At 54.0% G+C, this 16606-nt stretch carries 17 protein-coding genes; 6 read left to right on the top strand and 11 right to left on the bottom strand.

All coding sequences use genetic code 11. The features are described 5' to 3' along the window. Position 1 precedes the first annotated feature (1 nt). The 5 genes from Enr10x_RS20420 (at position 2) to Enr10x_RS20400 (ending at position 3046) form a co-directional block, all read left to right on the top strand. Complete coding sequence (locus tag Enr10x_RS20420) at positions 2-364, top strand: DUF488 domain-containing protein (protein ID WP_145112148.1); 363 nt, start codon at positions 2-4, stop codon at positions 362-364. 60 nt (positions 365-424) lie between these two features. After that, the gene (locus tag Enr10x_RS20415; RefSeq protein WP_145112146.1) at positions 425-745 is read left to right on the top strand and encodes an ArsR/SmtB family transcription factor; all 321 of its coding nucleotides are present in this window, start codon (positions 425-427) and stop codon (positions 743-745) included. Positions 746-812: 67 nt separating this feature from the next. Next, positions 813-2054: an ACR3 family arsenite efflux transporter gene (arsB, locus tag Enr10x_RS20410; RefSeq protein ID WP_145112144.1), complete on the top strand. Its 1242-nt coding sequence runs from the start codon at positions 813-815 to the stop codon at positions 2052-2054. Between the two features lie 51 nt (positions 2055-2105). Continuing rightward, a complete protein-coding gene (locus tag Enr10x_RS20405; protein ID WP_145116394.1) occupies positions 2106-2525 on the top strand; it encodes an arsenate reductase ArsC in 420 nt (139 codons plus the stop codon). A 29-nt stretch (positions 2526-2554) separates the two neighbouring features. Further along, a complete protein-coding gene (locus tag Enr10x_RS20400) occupies positions 2555-3046 on the top strand; it encodes an ArsI/CadI family heavy metal resistance metalloenzyme (RefSeq protein WP_145112142.1) in 492 nt (163 codons plus the stop codon). Between the two features lie 2 nt (positions 3047-3048). On the opposite strand, the gene Enr10x_RS20395 is transcribed toward Enr10x_RS20400, so the two are convergent. The 8 genes from Enr10x_RS20395 to Enr10x_RS20360 all read right to left on the bottom strand — a co-directional run bounded on the left by Enr10x_RS20395 (position 3049) and on the right by Enr10x_RS20360 (position 13109). Beyond that, entirely contained in the window at positions 3049-3789 is a 741-nt protein-coding gene (locus Enr10x_RS20395) for a LamG domain-containing protein (protein ID WP_145112140.1), read from the bottom strand. 160 nt (positions 3790-3949) lie between these two features. Further along, positions 3950-5269 (bottom strand): HEAT repeat domain-containing protein, encoded by a 1320-nt coding sequence (locus Enr10x_RS20390; RefSeq protein WP_145112138.1) that lies wholly within the window; start codon positions 5267-5269, stop codon positions 3950-3952. Further along, positions 5270-6034, bottom strand: coding sequence for a nucleotidyltransferase domain-containing protein (locus Enr10x_RS20385; protein ID WP_145112136.1), 765 nt, complete (start codon positions 6032-6034; stop codon positions 5270-5272). After that, positions 6031-6981 carry a nucleotidyltransferase domain-containing protein gene (locus Enr10x_RS20380; protein WP_145112134.1) on the bottom strand — a complete coding sequence of 317 codons (951 nt, stop codon included), beginning with the start codon at positions 6979-6981 and terminating at the stop codon, positions 6031-6033. Before Enr10x_RS20380 ends, Enr10x_RS20385 begins: the two co-directional genes overlap by 4 nt. A 34-nt stretch (positions 6982-7015) precedes the next feature. Beyond that, entirely contained in the window at positions 7016-9616 is a 2601-nt protein-coding gene (locus Enr10x_RS20375; RefSeq protein ID WP_145451200.1) for a polynucleotide kinase-phosphatase, read from the bottom strand. A gap of 75 nt (positions 9617-9691) precedes the next feature. Beyond that, positions 9692-10594 (bottom strand): hypothetical protein, encoded by a 903-nt coding sequence (locus Enr10x_RS20370; protein ID WP_145451199.1) that lies wholly within the window; start codon positions 10592-10594, stop codon positions 9692-9694. Further along, the gene (locus tag Enr10x_RS20365; RefSeq protein ID WP_145451198.1) at positions 10587-11990 is read right to left on the bottom strand and encodes a 3' terminal RNA ribose 2'-O-methyltransferase Hen1; all 1404 of its coding nucleotides are present in this window, start codon (positions 11988-11990) and stop codon (positions 10587-10589) included. The genes Enr10x_RS20370 and Enr10x_RS20365 overlap by 8 nt, the downstream gene beginning before the upstream one ends. A 27-nt stretch (positions 11991-12017) precedes the next feature. Then, positions 12018-13109 carry an AAA family ATPase gene (locus Enr10x_RS20360; protein ID WP_261343243.1) on the bottom strand — a complete coding sequence of 364 codons (1092 nt, stop codon included), beginning with the start codon at positions 13107-13109 and terminating at the stop codon, positions 12018-12020. A gap of 31 nt (positions 13110-13140) precedes the next feature. Here Enr10x_RS20360 and Enr10x_RS20355 point away from each other — a divergent pair, with 31 nt between their 5' ends. Beyond that, entirely contained in the window at positions 13141-14481 is a 1341-nt protein-coding gene (locus tag Enr10x_RS20355; RefSeq protein WP_197997309.1) for a transposase, read from the top strand. 126 nt (positions 14482-14607) lie between these two features. Here Enr10x_RS20355 and Enr10x_RS20345 read toward each other — a convergent pair whose 3' ends face one another. The 3 genes from Enr10x_RS20345 to Enr10x_RS20335 all read right to left on the bottom strand — a co-directional run bounded on the left by Enr10x_RS20345 (position 14608) and on the right by Enr10x_RS20335 (position 16602). Then, positions 14608-15348, bottom strand: a complete 741-nt coding sequence (locus tag Enr10x_RS20345) for an RNA ligase family protein (protein ID WP_145451197.1) — start codon at positions 15346-15348, stop codon at positions 14608-14610. Between the two features lie 188 nt (positions 15349-15536). Continuing rightward, positions 15537-15704 carry an SEC-C metal-binding domain-containing protein gene (locus Enr10x_RS20340; RefSeq protein WP_145112121.1) on the bottom strand — a complete coding sequence of 56 codons (168 nt, stop codon included), beginning with the start codon at positions 15702-15704 and terminating at the stop codon, positions 15537-15539. Between the two features lie 100 nt (positions 15705-15804). Further along, entirely contained in the window at positions 15805-16602 is a 798-nt protein-coding gene (locus Enr10x_RS20335) for a DUF6193 family natural product biosynthesis protein (protein WP_145451196.1), read from the bottom strand. Positions 16603-16606: the final 4 nt, after the last annotated feature.

Here is a 16606-nt window from a genome sequence, read left to right as displayed (position 1 = left end):
TATGTCTACCCAAATCAGCATCAAACGCGTTTACGAAGATCCAGAATCAGAGGATGGTTTTCGAGTGCTCGTCGACCGGCTCTGGCCGCGGGGTATGTCCAAAGCCAAAGCGAAAGTGGATCTGTGGGCGAAAGATCTGGCCCCTTCCACAGAACTCCGGAAATGGTTTCACGGTCATTCCGATCAATACCAGGAGTTTACTGAGAAATACCGGGCGGAGCTGGAAGCCTGTCTGCCCGATCTACAGGATCAGATCTCTGAGCTGGCACAACCCCGGTTGACCCTCCTGACTTCGGTGAAGGAACCGGCACGGAGTCATGTGCCCGTGCTCCAGCAGTTTCTGGAAACTCAGTTTTCCAAGTAAGCACACCAGAAGGCAGCAGTTGACTTTCTGGATTGCAATTGGTAATATGGCGATATTGCCATGAAAGAAAAGACACGTCAACAATATGAAGCCCGGGCCAAAATTGCCAAGGCGATGGCCCATCCCAGTCGGCTGCTGATGCTGGATCTGCTCCAGAATCAGGAGTTGTGCGTGGGGGATCTGACAGAGCAGGTTGGTGCCGATCAATCCACGGTCTCTAAGCATCTGGCAATCTTGAAAGAAGTGGGACTGGTAGCGGCCCGCAAAGAAGGGGCGCTGAATTATTATCGAGTGACCTGTGGCTGTCTGGACGGATTCTTTTCCTGTATGGAAACGGTGTTACTGTCTGACCTGGAAGCACGGAAACAGTCGCTCGAGTAAATTTTTCGACTTGTTTATGGTGATATGGCGTAATGGCCATGGTTGTTAGTTGAGGAACAGGGACGCAATGACTTTCGATGCCAACAGCGAGGAAGTAACTTCGGGTCAGGGGATCAGCTTCTTTGAACGCTATCTTTCGGTCTGGGTTGCGTTATGTATTGTCGGGGGCATTGTGCTGGGGAAGGTGGCCCCGGGAATTGCACTCAAGCTGGACGGCATGGCAATTTATGTCAACGAAGCGCCCGTCGTGTCGATTCCGATTGCAGTCTGTCTGTTTTTCATGATGTACCCCATCATGGTGAAAATTGATTTCGCCGAGGTTTTGAAAGCAGGGAAGGCGGTGCGCCCGGTGGGGCTGACCCTGTTCATCAACTGGGCCATTAAACCTTTTACGATGTACGCGATCGCCAGTTTCTTTCTGGGAACACTGTTTTATCAGTTCATTGGGCCTGATGCGGTAGATTATGTCAAGATGCCCTTTGGACTGGATCTCTCCGTGGGAGCAGTCTACGGTGCCGGTAAAGTCGTACTCGTCGATGGTGTGAAAATGCTGGAAGTTCCGCTCTGGCGGAGTTACCTGGCAGGCTGCATTCTGTTGGGGATCGCGCCCTGCACCGCCATGGTGCTGGTCTGGGGATTTCTCGCGAAAGGCAACGATGGACATACCCTGGTCATGGTGGCGATCAATTCGCTGACGATGCTCTTTTTGTATGGCGTGCTGGGAGGATTTCTGCTGGGCGTCGGTAAACTGCCGGTTCCCTGGCAGGCGCTATTACTTTCCATTGGAGTCTATGTAGCCCTGCCGCTGGTTGCCGGTTTTATTTCGCGAAAATGGTTAATCGCCGCCAAAGGGGAGCGCTGGTTTAAAGAAAAATTTCTGCACGTGCTGACGCCGGTCACGATTACAGCGTTACTGGTGACTTTGGTCCTGCTGTTTTCCTTCAAAGGTGAGACCATTCTCAATAATCCGCTGACGATTCTCTGGATTGCAATTCCGTTGTTAATCCAGACGATCGTGATATTTGCTTTAGGGTACCTTCTCTCAAAAGTACTCGGACTCAGCTATGAAAACGCAGCACCGACTGCGATGATCGGCGCTTCCAATCACTTTGAAGTGGCGATTGCGACTGCCACGATGCTCTACGGACTCTCTTCAGGGGCGGCACTGGCCACGGTGGTCGGTGTTTTAATTGAGGTCCCGTTGATGCTCACGCTGGTCAAGTTCTGCCTCAAAACCCAAGACTGGTTTCCCCATCAGACCGATTCAGAGACTCCCGGTGTGGATCTGAATGCTTCTGAAAGTGAATGATAAACAAATTGAGAAACAACGTTCGATTTTAAATACAGATAAGGATCTATGATGAAACGCGTTTTAATTTTATGCACGGGGAACTCCTGTCGTTCCCAGATGGCCGAGGAACTCTGGGAATCTCTGGGCAAGGGAGAATGGGAAGCGGAGTCAGCTGGTTCGAAACCGTCCGGTTATGTGCATCCCCTGGCGATTGAAGCGATGCGGGAACTGGAGATCGATCTGTCAGAAAACACCAGCAAGCACCTCGACCAGTTTACCGAACAGCAGTTCGATCTGGTGGTGACGGTCTGTGACAACGCGAAAGAGTCCTGCCCGGTTTTTTCGGGAGCGACACAAACCCTGCACTGGCCCTTTGACGATCCGGCCGATGCAACGGGGACCGACGAGGAAAAAATGAAAACCTTCCGGCGGGTCCGCGATGAAATCAAAACAAAAATTCAGACTTTTTTAGCTGATGAGTCTGCTTAAATAATCATTTACGATGAAGGAGTAAATCCATGAATCAGGAATCCGCAGTTGACTTTCCCGGCAACTTTCGTCTGCATGTAGCGCTGACTGTTTCTGATCTGGCGCGGTCAAAACAGTTTTACGAACTCTTATTGGGAGTGGCGCCGAGCAAGGAACGGCCCCGCTATGCGAAGTTTGAACCGGTGGATCCTTCCGTGAATCTGACCCTGAATGAAGTGGACGGGGACGTGACGGTCGAAGGTGGTTCGGCTCACTTTGGGATCCAGGTCAAATCGGTGGCAGAAGTTCATGCAGCCATCGAACGGTTCCAGGCGGCAGGGATCAAAACGATCACCGAAGAGGCCACGACCTGCTGTTATGCGGTACAGGACAAAGTCTGGGCAGTAGATCCCGATGGACATAAATGGGAAGTGTTTGTCGTGCTGAAAGCCGATGCGAAGGACGAACTCTATGCACAGTCGGGCTGTTGTGGTCCGGAGATGGTGAATTTAACGGATTGCAGCAAATCGAAATCAGACTGAACTTATTCTTCAGTCAGCAGGACCCACTTGGCGTCGTGGATGGTGCCGTTGCGTTTGTGTTGGGAGACATCCGCTAGAGTGGTCTGGTCGGGCTTTGAGAAATCAAGCAGAAGTTCTGTATTCGCATCCGGGACAAACGATTTGGAAGGATCAAATTCTTTGTCGTAGCGGGCAACATTGGAAATCCGAAACATCCGCATGATCCCCTTGCCGAACAGTGCAGCCGGCTTGGTCTGCGCATCGTCCCACTTTTGCTGGGCACCCAGAAAAAATTTACGATCGGGGAGAAAGGGGCCCGGCTTGGGAGCGTTCTGGCGATGGACCTCTTTGCCGTTGAGGTAAATGACCTGCTCGGTACCGGTATAGACCATCGCCACGTGATCCCAGCCTCCAATAGAGTTGGGATCAACGCGGGTGGAATAATTGGTGCCGTTATCAGTCTCCCAGCCTGCGGAGTGCCGCTTGGCCCGGATCGAAATCCAGATGCTGTTTTCCGGATCCCCCTGTTTGCCTTCGCAGCAGATACGGCCCGTCCAGTCTTTAACCCAGGCTTCAATCGTAAAGGCATTCCAGTCGGAGAAGTTGATATGTGGCAGTGTGACGTAACTGTCCCTGCCGTCAAATTTCAGTCCGTAGTATTCACCTTTTGTCTGTTCCGGTTCCTGTGCAGTGAGTTCTGTTGAATGTACGGGGAAAACGCTATAAACAAAAAGCGAGATCAACAAAAGCGTTGCAGATCGCATGAGTTGGTTCCTGTCTCGTAGCACCTGGTGTACGCAAGTGCTGGAAATCTGTCCTGTTTTCGCTCAATTGTACTGAGAGAGCTTTTCTTCAACAGAAATTTGTATCTCAAAATTGCATAATTTACCGTAACTTAACAAAAAAGTATGTTAACGTTTTCGCTCATTCAAATGTCAAGGTTCGAGTGTCTGCATAAGAATCAAATCGGCATTCCTCTGTCATCCAGTCCGGAATGGCAGACTGCTCTTTCAGAAGCTGCACCACCTTAAAGCGACAGATTTCACAAGGAGTGAACCGGTAGATGATCGTGGCCAGCCGGGAGCGGTCTGCTGTCGGATTTTCTTTTAAGACTTCGATCAGATCACTCAGCACGCTGTGACGTTCCCAGGCGTCTTCGGGAAGAGTGAGTGCCGCCAGCAGCCGGTGTTCGTCTCCGGGCTGGTAATTTCTGATGAACAGGCTGAAAAGAAATGCAGGCTGGCTCTCGTTGAACTGTCGGTTGGCAAACTCGCGGATTTCGGGATGGGAATTATTAGCCAGTGCGACCCAGGCTCTCCGCTGCAACTCCGGATCGGGATGCTGGCAGAGTTCGATCAGGCGGGAGTCGAATTCGGGGAGTGCCCGGTTGGAAAAGACTTTGATCAGGTTGAGGAGAACGGCTGGTTCCTCGCTGGACTTGAGTGCCTGGAGGACCGCATTCAAATCTGTGGGGTCAGCCTGTATTCCCCAGCTGCGAAACCAGTAACACTGCGTCTCTCCCTGAGCGGCCTTGAGAACCGTTTCGACGGATATTTTATCAGTTTGCTGGCGCTGCTGTTTTTTACGGTGCCGCTGCTTCTGCTGTTTTCGCTCGGCCTTCTCCCGTAACTGCTGTTGCCAGCTCTCAAAGAATCGATTGAGATCCGGGTCAGACGTAGAACTCAATAATTCTCGGATTCGTGTTTCCCCGATGAGTTCACCTGCTTCTCTCAGAAGAGACTCCTCGGGCCAGTCCCAGGCGATTTGTTCGAGTTGTGCTCCCCTGGATTTTGCGGCACTTAGAAAGCCGCGTTCTCCCTCCAGTGCCAGCAGTTCCGATTCCCCCAGAAAATCATAGTCTGCTGCTGCGAGTGGTTTTTGAGCAACGATCTGATACAGCAGATCTCGAAACGCGGCATCGCCGCTGGCAGCATAGTATTGTGCCAGCTTGCATAACTGTCTGGCGTTTTCCGGATCAGATAGATCATACAGTGCATGTAGCAGCGGGACGCGAATTTCGTTGCGAAAGCCAGCGACGTTGATGATCTCCCATAGCCAGTCGTCCCGCGGAACTTCGCACATATGGTCGTAACGCAAGTCCTGCAGACACGCTTCCCGCAGCGGTGCCTCAGTGAGGACTCCCCGTTCTGCCCAGAGCCGGGCCCGTCCCAGACCTTTTGCCAGCGCATCGCGCTGTTCTGCAGGTGTGGGGACGGGCGGCGGTGAAACGTCAGAATATTTCAATCAGTCTTCTTTCCGGTGGGCCAGACGGATCCGGACCAGCAGATCATTCAATGCTTCTCCCGAACTCGGTTTTTCCGGCAGGCTGGTGGTTTCCATCGCCTGTTCCAGTTCGCCCACAAGCCGCTGGTATTCGCGTCCATGGAACTCCATGTCGGCGGCATCCAGCGTGGAACGTTCAGAACCTTCCAGCTTGCGTTCGATCAGTTCGGGGATGTAGGACAGCCGGGCTTCTTCATTCAAGTGGATCAGGTTTGGTTCCAGTTGACCGGTGCGCATCAGATGCAGACCGGTGAGCAGGACCCGATACACATAGAGCAGAGGCTTGACCCGGGGTGGATCTTCCTTCTGGAACAGTTTCCACTGCGTGGCGGCGAAACCCAGGTAATGATACGCGTGATACTTTGTCACACAGCCGGGTGCCAGCGCTTTCAGTTCTTCATACTCAGGAGTGGCGTGCAGGACCAGTGGCGAGAGCAGCTGTTCCAGCACATAGCCATTCTTTTTGAGCATGAGTTGAAAGAACTTGCCCACATCGTGAGTGACCAGATCGATTTCCAGGCCGTCAACAACGCGCGAACGCTCCACCGTGACCTGTCCTTCTTTCAGACCGATCACGGTCTCCAGCGGCAGCAGATGCACGCCGCGGAGATCGTAATCAGAATCCGGAGAAGGAAAGCCATAGATATGCGATCCGCTGATGGTGGCAAACAGCAGAGGATAAGGATGTTCCTTCAGCTGTTGTTCAAGTCGGGGATCGAAGTTCATGGCAGTGCCTCCTGCGTCGCCAGTCGACGCGCTTTGATGAGATAGTCATTTGCAGTTTCATAATCGGGGCGGGCTGGTAGTTTAGTCTGCTCCAGCGCCTGCTCAAATTCCTTGTGCAGGCTCTTCCGCCATTTCTCGGTTTCGTCCCAGGGGACTTCACCACGCTTGATGGCCAGCAGCTGTTCCCGGTGTGGTCCCACGTCGACGACGACATAGCCTTCGCGCAGGAGCGTGACTCCCGAGATCAGCAGCCGAATCAGGTGCATCACATGTTTCCATCTGACCTTCCCCTGGTTCTTGATATCGGTCTGCATCTTTTTGAACTGCGACATCACATAACCGTTGTAGGTCTGATAGACGACGCGTGTCAGAAAGATATCCCGCATGTCCAGCAGTTCCTGGCCGAGGGGCGTGACCTGTTCGACCAGGGGAGTATAGAGGCACTCCAGGACGTTCGGGTTCGCTTTCAAAGCCAGCACCAGAAACTTCTGCAGCTCCCAGTAGGTTTCCTGTGTTTCATGACAGTCGAGCTGTTCGGGAACGCCGTACAGTGACCACTGCAGATCCGCAGGTGGCAGGTAGATGCCGCGATAATCGGTATCAGACTGCTCATCCTCCAGACCAAAGGCCCGGGAGCCAATGATGCACTTGAAGATTACGCGGGCGAACAGATCGCTGCGGTTGGTATTGATCTCGCTATTGCCGATTTCCCCCTCTTTGAACCGGGCGAGCAGGGTCAGCTCGTCCGCTTTGAGGGCGACTTCGACACCATCGGGAAATTTGACGCGATACGAGTGATCCAGATCACGCGGCGCACGCACTACCACACCGACCGATCCCCGCGGATGTTGCGTACGACCGTTCGGTCCGATGATATCCCGGACTGTGACCACCTGGGTGCCGTCAGAATAGATCAGGTTCGGCTGATAATGGACGCGCTTGTTCATGGTTTCACTTCCCGTTTTCGCTTGGGGCGAAGTATTACAATCGGGGATCGACCGGCTCACTTTCCAGGGCCAGTACCCCGAACACACATTCATGGACCCGCCGCAGCGGTTCCCGGTTCACAAATCGTTCCAGGGCTTCAATGCCCAGGGCGAATTCACGCTGTGCCAACGATCGTTTGCGGTGCAGACCCCGTTTGCGCAGACGGGTCAGATTTTCTTCCGCGTCGTAGTCCGGACCATAGATGATCCGCAGATACTCTTTCCCCCGGCACTTGATCGCCGGCTGCACCAGTCCCTGGGAACCCCGCTGGACCCATTCCAGTGGTTTGACCACCATCCCTTCTCCCCCCATGCCTGTCAACCCCGACCACCAGTCGATGCCAGCCTGCACGCTGCCATTGTCTGTCAGATCGACCTTCAACGACGGCGTCGCCAGTAGCAGTTTCTCATCCTGCTCACAAATGCGTGCGATGGTCTGCATGTGCCATTCATGATTCTGGTCGATGTGAACTCGCCCTTCGGTGGCCAGCAGGTGAAACGGAGCCAGCTTCAGATCATCCAGGGTTTCCACGGGCCAGCAATAGTGGCGATAGGCGCGCACGAATTCCTCGATCGCAGTCTCCCGGTTACGGAAGTGGCCTGCGATTTCAGCGGCATGCGAGGCTTCCTCAGCAGTCAGACGTGCAGTTGCCTGTTCCAGCGCAGCGACGACCGGGGGCAGCGCCGCTTTTCCCGCGGCTCCCACGGCTGCGTACTGCGACTGCAGCAGCGCCTGAGCTTTGGCCGACCAGGGCATCAGTTCGCAGTCGAAGCAGGCCCAGTCCGTCTGAAACTCATTCCAGAAGTCAGCGGCACTTAAAGCCTGTCGGACCCGTTCCAGGAAGGCGGCTTCCAGTTCAGGCTGATTGAAGAAACGCCGGCCCGTCCGTGTGTAAACGATACCGCGTTCCGCTTCCTGTACGCCGAACCGCTGGCGGGCCGTTTCCTGATCTCGACAGACGACAACCACAGCGCGCGAACCCATGTGCTTTTCTTCGCAGATCACCTGGGGGATACCCTGGTTGCGAAAATAGGCAAATCCTTCGGCCGGATGTTCCAGCAGTCCCGGTTCCGTGGAGGTTTCTGGGGGCGACATCGTCGGTGGCAGGTAGATCAGCCATTTCGGATTGGCGGCGAAGCGGCTCATGACTTCCAGGGCCGCGGTCGCGTTCTCCTCTCGAATGGAGATGTTCGTCTGCAAACGCGTAGAAACGATCCGCTTGCCGGTGACGTCCTGCAGGTCGAGCAGGTCGTCGTGCTGCTGCTGGGCCGTTTGTGCTGCTGCATCCGGATCCCGGTACATGGGTTTTGCGTATTCGCAGTAGACTTCTTTCGCCGGTACCGTAACGAATTCTTTTTCCGGATAACGGAGTGCTGTCAGGCGACCACCAAAGACGCAGCCCGTGTCGATGTTGACCGTCCGGTTGAGCCACTCCGGATCGGGAACCGGAGTATGTCCGTAGACCACGTGCGCAGCACCCCGGTATTCGGCGGCCCAGTTATAGCGGATCGGAAAACCGAATTCGTCGGTTTCGCCTGTCGTCTCGCCGTAAAGGGCAAATGCGCGGACTTTCCCCGAGCCGCGTCCCTGCAGGTCTTCTGTCAAACCGGCATGGGCCACGACGAGTTTACCCTGATCCAGCACGAAATGACTGATCAGGCAGTCGAGGAACCCGGCCAGCGCCTGGCAGAATGGTTCCCGCGTTTCTGTTGGCAGCGCTTCGATTTCAGCGATTGTCTCTGCGAGGCCGTGCGTCAGTTTGACATCTTTCCCTTTCAGTTTGCGGAGCAGTTTCATGTCATGATTTCCGGGAACACAGAGTGCCGTCCCCTGCTGGACCATGTTGCGTACGATGCGGACCGTATCCAGCGAACGAGGTCCCCGGTCGACCAGGTCGCCCAGGAAGACGATCTTGCGACCTGCGGGATGCGCATAACAGGCATCGCCCCACAGGGGATCTGCTTCCTCAACGCAGGTCGGCACATAACCCAACTCTGCGAGCAGCAGTTCCAGTTCATCACAGCAGCCATGAATATCGCCGATGATGTCGAAGGGACCCTGTTCCTCGCGACGGTCGTTCCAGAGGGGGACCCGTTCCAGGCGAGCCGCGTCGATCTGTTCGACCGAGTTCATTTCAAACACATAGCGGAAGCCCTCGCGACGGAGGCGTTTCAGATTGCGTTTTAACTGTGAGCGCTGATTGCGGACCACGTGTGATCCAAATGAACGGTCGGGGCGTTCCTGGTTCCGCGCATGGCAGATCTTTTCGGACAGGTTGAGCACGATGGCGACCGGCAGAAAGTGGTATTTCCGCGCCAGTTCGATCCACTGCGCCCGGGCCTCCTGCTGGACATTGGTGGCGTCCACGACCGTCAGCCGTCCTGATTTCAGACGTTGGGAGACGATGTAACCCAGCAGTTCGAAGGCTTCCTTCGTGACATTCTGGTCGTTTTCGTCATCGCTGATCATCCCCCGGCAGAAATCGGAAGAGATGACTTCAGTCGGCAGGAAGTGTTTTCGCGCAAACGTACTTTTGCCCGCCCCGCTGGGGCCGACGAGCACGACGAGTGAGAGTTTGGGGATTGAGATTTCCATTGGTAAATCGATAGATCTTTAATTTGTATTTGAAAATAGATATTCATTATGGTTCTGAAACATCTAGACACAGTTTCAGACGGTCCATCCCCTGGAATCAGGGTTTCGCAGTAACTCAGGGAATTCTTTGACTCGCTCTCGGAGTAGAGCCTGGCAACCGGGTAAATCATTTTTGATTTGTTCCGCCATTTGTGATTCAGTCGTATTGCCTAGAAGGACAGCCGCTTGTTGAATTAAAACGTTGACAAATTCGACGGTCAGATTAGTGGTCAGATAATCTGCATTGTTATCGGTCCATCCGGATCCCAAAATGAACGAGTCGTTTTCCCAGAAGTTCAGCTTGGAAGTATGCCACGATTTAAACAAAGGGTTTTCGTCATCAAAATAGAGTAATGCTGAAAAGTATTGAATCGCGGCAATCGCCTGACCGGGATGTTTAAGGGACCAGAGTCCTTCCCAGATCGGACTGATATCCGGTAGGATCACGCCTAGAGAATTAAAACGATAAAGCCAGCCAAATGAAGGGAGTTCATTTCGAATTTCCATCAGTCTGGTTACAGAAGTGACTCTTTTCAGAAGACTGTCTCGAAAAAAAAGCGTTACCTCTTCAAGTTGTTTGCTGGTGAGCATCGTTTCAAATACATTCCCTTGCAGAATTCCATAATGAAATTCGGAATCACCATGCGAACAAGATTCTGAATTCTGTAGAGTCTGATCCCAGTCCATCAGGCAGACTGGAAATAACCAGGCAAACAGTTCCGGCTGTAGTTTCACGTATGCCAGATCATGGTGATAGTACCATAAGTCACCAAAATCGATCTGGTCATAGGGAGTCTGCGCCAATTGCTCCAGTTTTTCGTCGAATCCGTCGAATTGCGACTGCCAGACGCGATCTGGTGGGGCGGGGTTATTAAAAATAGCGCGGACCCGTGCCCAGGTAATCGAGGAATCTATTGGTGGATTACTATTATTACTCATTACGTTCAAACACTCCCATTTGTGTGGGGGCACCTACGGCTTTGTCTTCCGGACCAACGGGCAGGAAGCGGGCAGAGTAACCGAATTGGTCTGCAATGCCGGTGGCCCACGTCTGAAATTCAGACCGCGTCCACTCGAAGCGGTGGTCGGCGTGACGCAGTTGGCCGGCGGGCAGGGTTTCCCACATCACGTTATATTCCCGGTTCGGCGTGGTCAGCACGACGGTTTTGGGACGGGCGAATTCAAACAGCATCCGTTCCAGCGCCGCCAGGCGGGGCGGATCGAGGTGTTCGATCACTTCGACCAGGGCCGCGGCATCGAAACCTTCAAGACGACGATCGCGGTAGGTCAGCGAGCCGTGCAGCAGCTTGATCCGTTGGGCCTGTCGTTCCGGCAGTCGTTTCAGTTTGAGACGTTTCGCAGCGATCTCCAGCGAGCGCACCGAGATATCCAGGCCGACGATCTGTTCGAACTGTCGATCGGACAGCAGTTCGCGAAGCAGCTTTCCTTCGCCGCAGCCCAGGTCGAGCACACTTTGCGCACCGGAAGCCCGCAGGGCGGCCATTACGCTGCCCAGTCGCTGCTGGTTCAGGGGAACCGCTTTATCGGGGAGGTCTTCTGCTGTCTCTTCGTTTTCGTTTTCCAGTTCTGTTTCTTCGGTCTCAGTTCCTTCGACCAGACGTGCCAGGGCAGTAAGGTACAGGCTCGGTTTATACTTCAGGTAACGGCGGCTGATCTGATCTTTCAGGGGATGGTCAGCCAGCCAGCCGGCTCCTTTCTCCAACAGCTTTTCCAGTTCGTTCTCGCCGACGAAGTAATGTTTGCGGTTGTCGAAGACCGGAATCAGGACGTAGAGGTGGTTGAGCAGTTCCGAAAGTGTTTTCGTGCCTGTCAGGGTGACGGAATAACAGGGGCTCTGTCCCCAGTCCGGGAACAGTTCATCCAGCGGATAAGACTCGATGGCGACTTCGTACCCCAGTGGTTCGAAGATTTCGCGAATCAGTTCTTCCCCGCCGCGGACTGGCAGGACGGCGATCTGTACCGTGAGAGGAAGCGGCGTGCTGACCAGTTCCGGACGATCCTTGCAACGTCCGTTGAGCGCGGATCCCTGGACCTGGGAGAGCGCGACACTCATGAAAGACGAAGCGACATAGGGCCGATCGTTAACGTATTGATCGAGCAGGAACGACTGTTGACGTCCTTTGCCGCGGACCATCCCCACCGGATCGACGTCCAGCAGCAGGCAGGCGGTGCACTGTTCCTCGGAAACTGTCGGATAAAACACGTGGGCGTTGCCGAAACTCAGATTGAAACTCTGAAAACGGTCCGGGTGTTTGTGGAGCAGGTAGCTCAGATCGCTGGCAGGTTGATGTGTCGTTGTGATAGATAACAGCATGTTGGATTCCCAACTGTAGAGAAGGATTCAATGTGCATTGTAAGTCACTGTATGAGCCTCGGTCAGCGTGGGAGGTTCGACTTTTTCTACCAGGCGGCGAATGACTTGTTCCGGGACCGGCTGGGGACGCTGGCGATTCTGTTTCAATATCGTTTCCAGCGGCGGTTCCAGATAGATCAGTTCGATGCGGGCACCATAGTCGGCAAAGAGTTGCAGCCAGCGTTGCCGGAGCTGTCGAGTCAGATTGGTGGCGTTGAAAGCGAAGTCAGCCTTGTCACGCAAGAGTTCGCGGCAGCGTTCCCGGGCCAGTTGGACGACTTCTCCCTGATTGTCCGTCGGTTCGACATCCAGGTCATCGCGAATGTCATCCAGCGAGACCACGGGTAGATCTGTGCGGTGCAGCGCGAGCCAGGTATCTTTGCCGGATCCCGGCAGGCCGGAGAGCATGGTCACCGTGCAACTGAACTCTTCATGGGGCACATAATGCACGTTCGGTTCCGGCGAGTGATAAAACAGGAATCGGGCCTGATCGTTGGCGAACGGGTAGGGCTGATCGAAACAGTGCTGTTCCTCGGCGATCATTTTCCAGAACCGCAGGTGCTCTTCGGGACGGGACATGCTGTCGGTCGTCCGTCCGCGGGTGTCGGACAGGGCGAACAGGTAGAGCAGACGGTGGTTGACCAGCCAGGAGAGGGAAATGACTTCCTGTTCCGGATTCGGTTTTTCCAGCAGAAAGGCGGGACGACCATGATAGCGGACCAGCCGGCAGATGGTTTCGCGGGTTTCCAGATCACAGCCCAGTCCGCGCAGAACATTTCGCGCCAGGAATTCTCCCTTCAGGGCATGCTTGGGCGAACGCAGGCGGCCGGTTTCGGGATCGACCTGCGTGGTCAACGGTTTGGCGGCGTCGTGCAGGAGTGCGGTGAAGATCAGGATGGACTGTTCCCGGTTTGACAAGGCAGACCACTCGGCCAGTCGGGGCAGTTGGCGGCAGACGAGTTGCGTATGCGTCCAGACATCCCCCTCGGCGTGCCACTCAACGCGGGTAACGATTCTGTGTAAGTTAAATAAATCTTGATGCGGACAACCGTTAGGTTGTTTAATGCAGGTGCTAACCAAATTGCACTCATGCCAAGAAAGGACTCTTGGAATGCCGCATCAAGATACCGAGCATCTTCGCATAAATATTCAGTCAATGAAAGCGATTTTTGACAGGCTGATTCCCTGCGAAACGTCTTCCCTGGTACGTCACGGCAATGCCTCTCTGGATCCGGGCTGGTTGGCTGCGGTTGCCATTCTCTGCATGGGCTGGACTGCCAAAGGAACACTTGGCGAAAGGGTAAAAACGGCCTACACGGTTGCCGGTGAGCTCTTTCAGGTTTCGACGACAGTGACACGACAAGGGCTGATGAAAGCTCTGGCGAACTACGGACAGCCATTGGTGGATCTGGTGATTCAACATCTTTCCTCAAAACTGGGACAATGGAAGGGCTATCGAACCACAGCAGGCAAAGTCACTCTGGCCGTGGATGCCACCAAGTTCTCTGCGCCTCGCTCAGCAGCCAATCAGCGTGAATTTGCACCAGGGATCCATCATAGAAGGTCGGCGAAATACCGCAAAAAAGCCGATGAATCCAAGGCGTTAACCGTTCAACTGTTAACGACCGTGCTCTGGCATCTGGGCAGTGGGTTACCGTTTCGCTGGTGTATTCAGGGGGCAGCTGGCAGTGAGCGAATTGCGGCCCGGGAAATGCTGGAATCCCTTCCAGAAAATGTCCGACTGGTTGGGGATGCGCAATATACAGGTGCTCCGCTGTGGTCAGCCATCATGGAGTCAGGGCATTCTTTCCTGTTTCGTGTTGGTTCGAACGTAACCCTGTTAAAATCACTTGGTCAGTTGAAAATTCGTGATGGCTTCGTCTATTACTGGCCCGACTCTATGCAGCGTCGAGACCAAAGCCCGCTGGTCCTGCGTCTGTTCCAGATCCATAATGGCAGGAACAAGATCTACCTGGTGAGCAACGAATTAGAAATGACCGATGCATGTGCCTGTAAATTATATCGTCAAAGATGGGGGATTGAGGTTTTCTTCCGCTCAGTAAAACAATCCTGTGAACGCAGCAAGCTATGTTGCCAGACGCCTGTAAATGTCATCACAGAATTAAACTGGACTCTGATCGGAATCTGGGTTGCGTTATTTGTCGGAAAAGACATGTTGCATAAGCAGGGAACGAATCTCAAAAAACTCAGTCCGATCAAAGTGATTCGTGTGTTTTCTCAGGCTGTCACGATAATTGCCTGCCATGCTCAGCAATGGGCGCCATTAACCGACCTGCTTTCGCAATCCGTGCTCGCCGAAGAAAAACGGCCGAATAACAGAAAAGCAAGCCGGGGACATCCGTGTAAGAAAAGGAAACGGCAATGCGGAAAACCAACTATCATTCAGGCAACAACGGATCAAAAAAAACTGGCGAAAATCTATCTTGAATAAAAGTCGTTACCCGCGTTGCGTGCCACTGGGCATCCTGCGCGCAGTCCGACATCGCCTGGCACCAGGGCTGCGTGGCGGCCCAGTCCAGGATCTCTTCCAGAGTCGATGTTGTCAGTGTCTGCCAGTTCATGACCAGATATCTGCCTGTTTGGAGAGCAGGTTGGGGACCATGGCCTGGTGTTGCCAGTGGCTGCTCAGTTTGATTTTTTCTACAAATTCGGGACGGACAAACTTGGACCTGCCGGTGACGGCTTCGCCCGCTTCGGTGCGGAGGTAAACGCCTTCCATCAGGTTGTCCGTGTTGTTCGTAAGTGGATTTTCAAAGGCGCTGTCAAATGCGGACTGGCCAATCAGCGTCTCCAGGTCTTTGCGTGCCAGGGGGCCGGTGTGGATCACGGGTACCGTTTCAATGCCGGTGCCTGCGAGCAGTTCCAGTCGACGGGCGAGGCTGAGAAAGACCTGTTGTACTTTATCGTAAATGTCAAATTCAAAGAAGTAGTGCGGCAGGCTGCGATAATGAATCGAGTGCCGGGCATAGACCCATTCGCCGAACAGGATGAACCGGTCTTCCAGCATCTGTTCCAGGACCGGCCGTTTGACCATGGCCCATTGCTTGAACAGATCGTACTGCGGGTGCATGCCTTCGTTAATCAGGTGCCCCCGACACTGCAGAACGAGTTCTCCCGTGGGAGAGAAATGGAGTCCGACGTTGGTGCCGTCAATCTTTTCCTCCACGATGAGAGACGGATCGGCAATGAACTGCAGCGAAGCCTGTTCGCTGAGCCGTTTGTCGTCTGCCGTCCCCGTAGAGCCGAACAGATGAGGTGTCCGCGGATATTTAACAAATTGATCGTGGGAACTGCCCATCGGTCCGGACTCTCTTTAACAAAAGTGAAGGGGATGTATCAGATTCAGCCGTTTCAGCATGCGCAGACGCTCTGCGTCGATTCTGACAGAAAACGGCTGACGAGAAAACTCAGTAATAGAAAACCGGCGCACGGTGATTCCTGCGCACGGTTGTTATTCTCTGAAAAAAGTGATTGCGGTTCACGCCGTCAAAAGCAGCCCCGCGTGAGGCAGCACTTTTTGAAGCGCTTGCCGGAGCCGCAGGGGCATAGATCGTTGCGGCCGAGTTTTTCTTCGAGCAGCTTGTCGCCATGCACGATACGGACGCCCCGTTTGACTTGTGTTTCAGACGGGAAGCCTGTGCGGCGTTTGCTCATCGTTTCAAAAAAATGGCCGGTCGTCGAATTCGGAAAATATCATGTCACACCTCCGAAGGGTCAGAGAACAGAGTGGTTTGAGAAGGGAGACACATGCACTTCAGAGAGGTTCGCTGAAATGTTGAAAGTTCGTTTCGGTGCATAACCGAGCCGGGCCACAGCCACGCGGCAGATAGCGTACGACAATTCGCGCTGCGATTACCGCAGGACCTTCTCCCAGATAGCGTTCCCGTAGAAATACCTCGTAGTAACCCGGGATCACTGCATGAGACTTGAATTTCTGTTTGGCTCTGACGTGCGGACAATCCCGAGTGAACGGGTAATGTGTGCAGCGGCTGAAACAGAAGTTCCACATGCTGGTAAAGGGGAAGAGTTGTCGTAACTCCGGAGTGGCTTTTGCGGCCTGATAAAAATCAAACAGATTCAGGCCGACGGGATCATCAGCGAGATGCGCATCATATCTGGCCCATCGCTCATCGACGACTTTGTGTGCCGAGATGCGGGGAAAGACCTGCACCGAACCGATGCCCCGTGCATGTGCCAGCTCTGCAGAATCCATCTGTTCCAGCACCCAGAGCCGGAACAGATGAGCCACTTCTTCGAGACGCGATGTCTGCAGTCGTGCCCTGGGGATTTCGTATTCGCTGCAATGACAGGTAAATAAGCGCCTGTCTTCAGCGCAGGTCAGATAGATCGAGCGTAATGTGTTTTCGAAAGTGACGTTCCAACGGGAATACTTGAGCAAAACGCTCTGTTCATCGGGGTGTACTGCGGGATTTTCTATGCTTTCCTGGTAGGGAACGACGCGCAGCATGATGTCTGTCTCGCCCAGTTTCTGACACAGGAGCGAGGCCAGGCTGTCGGTGGCCGTCAGTTCGGGGTAATGCTGATCTGTCATTGCT

The sequence above is a fragment of the Gimesia panareensis genome, from assembly GCF_007748155.1.
GTDB classification, from domain to species: Bacteria; Planctomycetota; Planctomycetia; order Planctomycetales; family Planctomycetaceae; genus Gimesia; species Gimesia panareensis.
The sequence above is the reverse complement of the archived record's forward strand: the minus strand, read 5'-3'. Positions and strand labels throughout refer to the sequence as shown.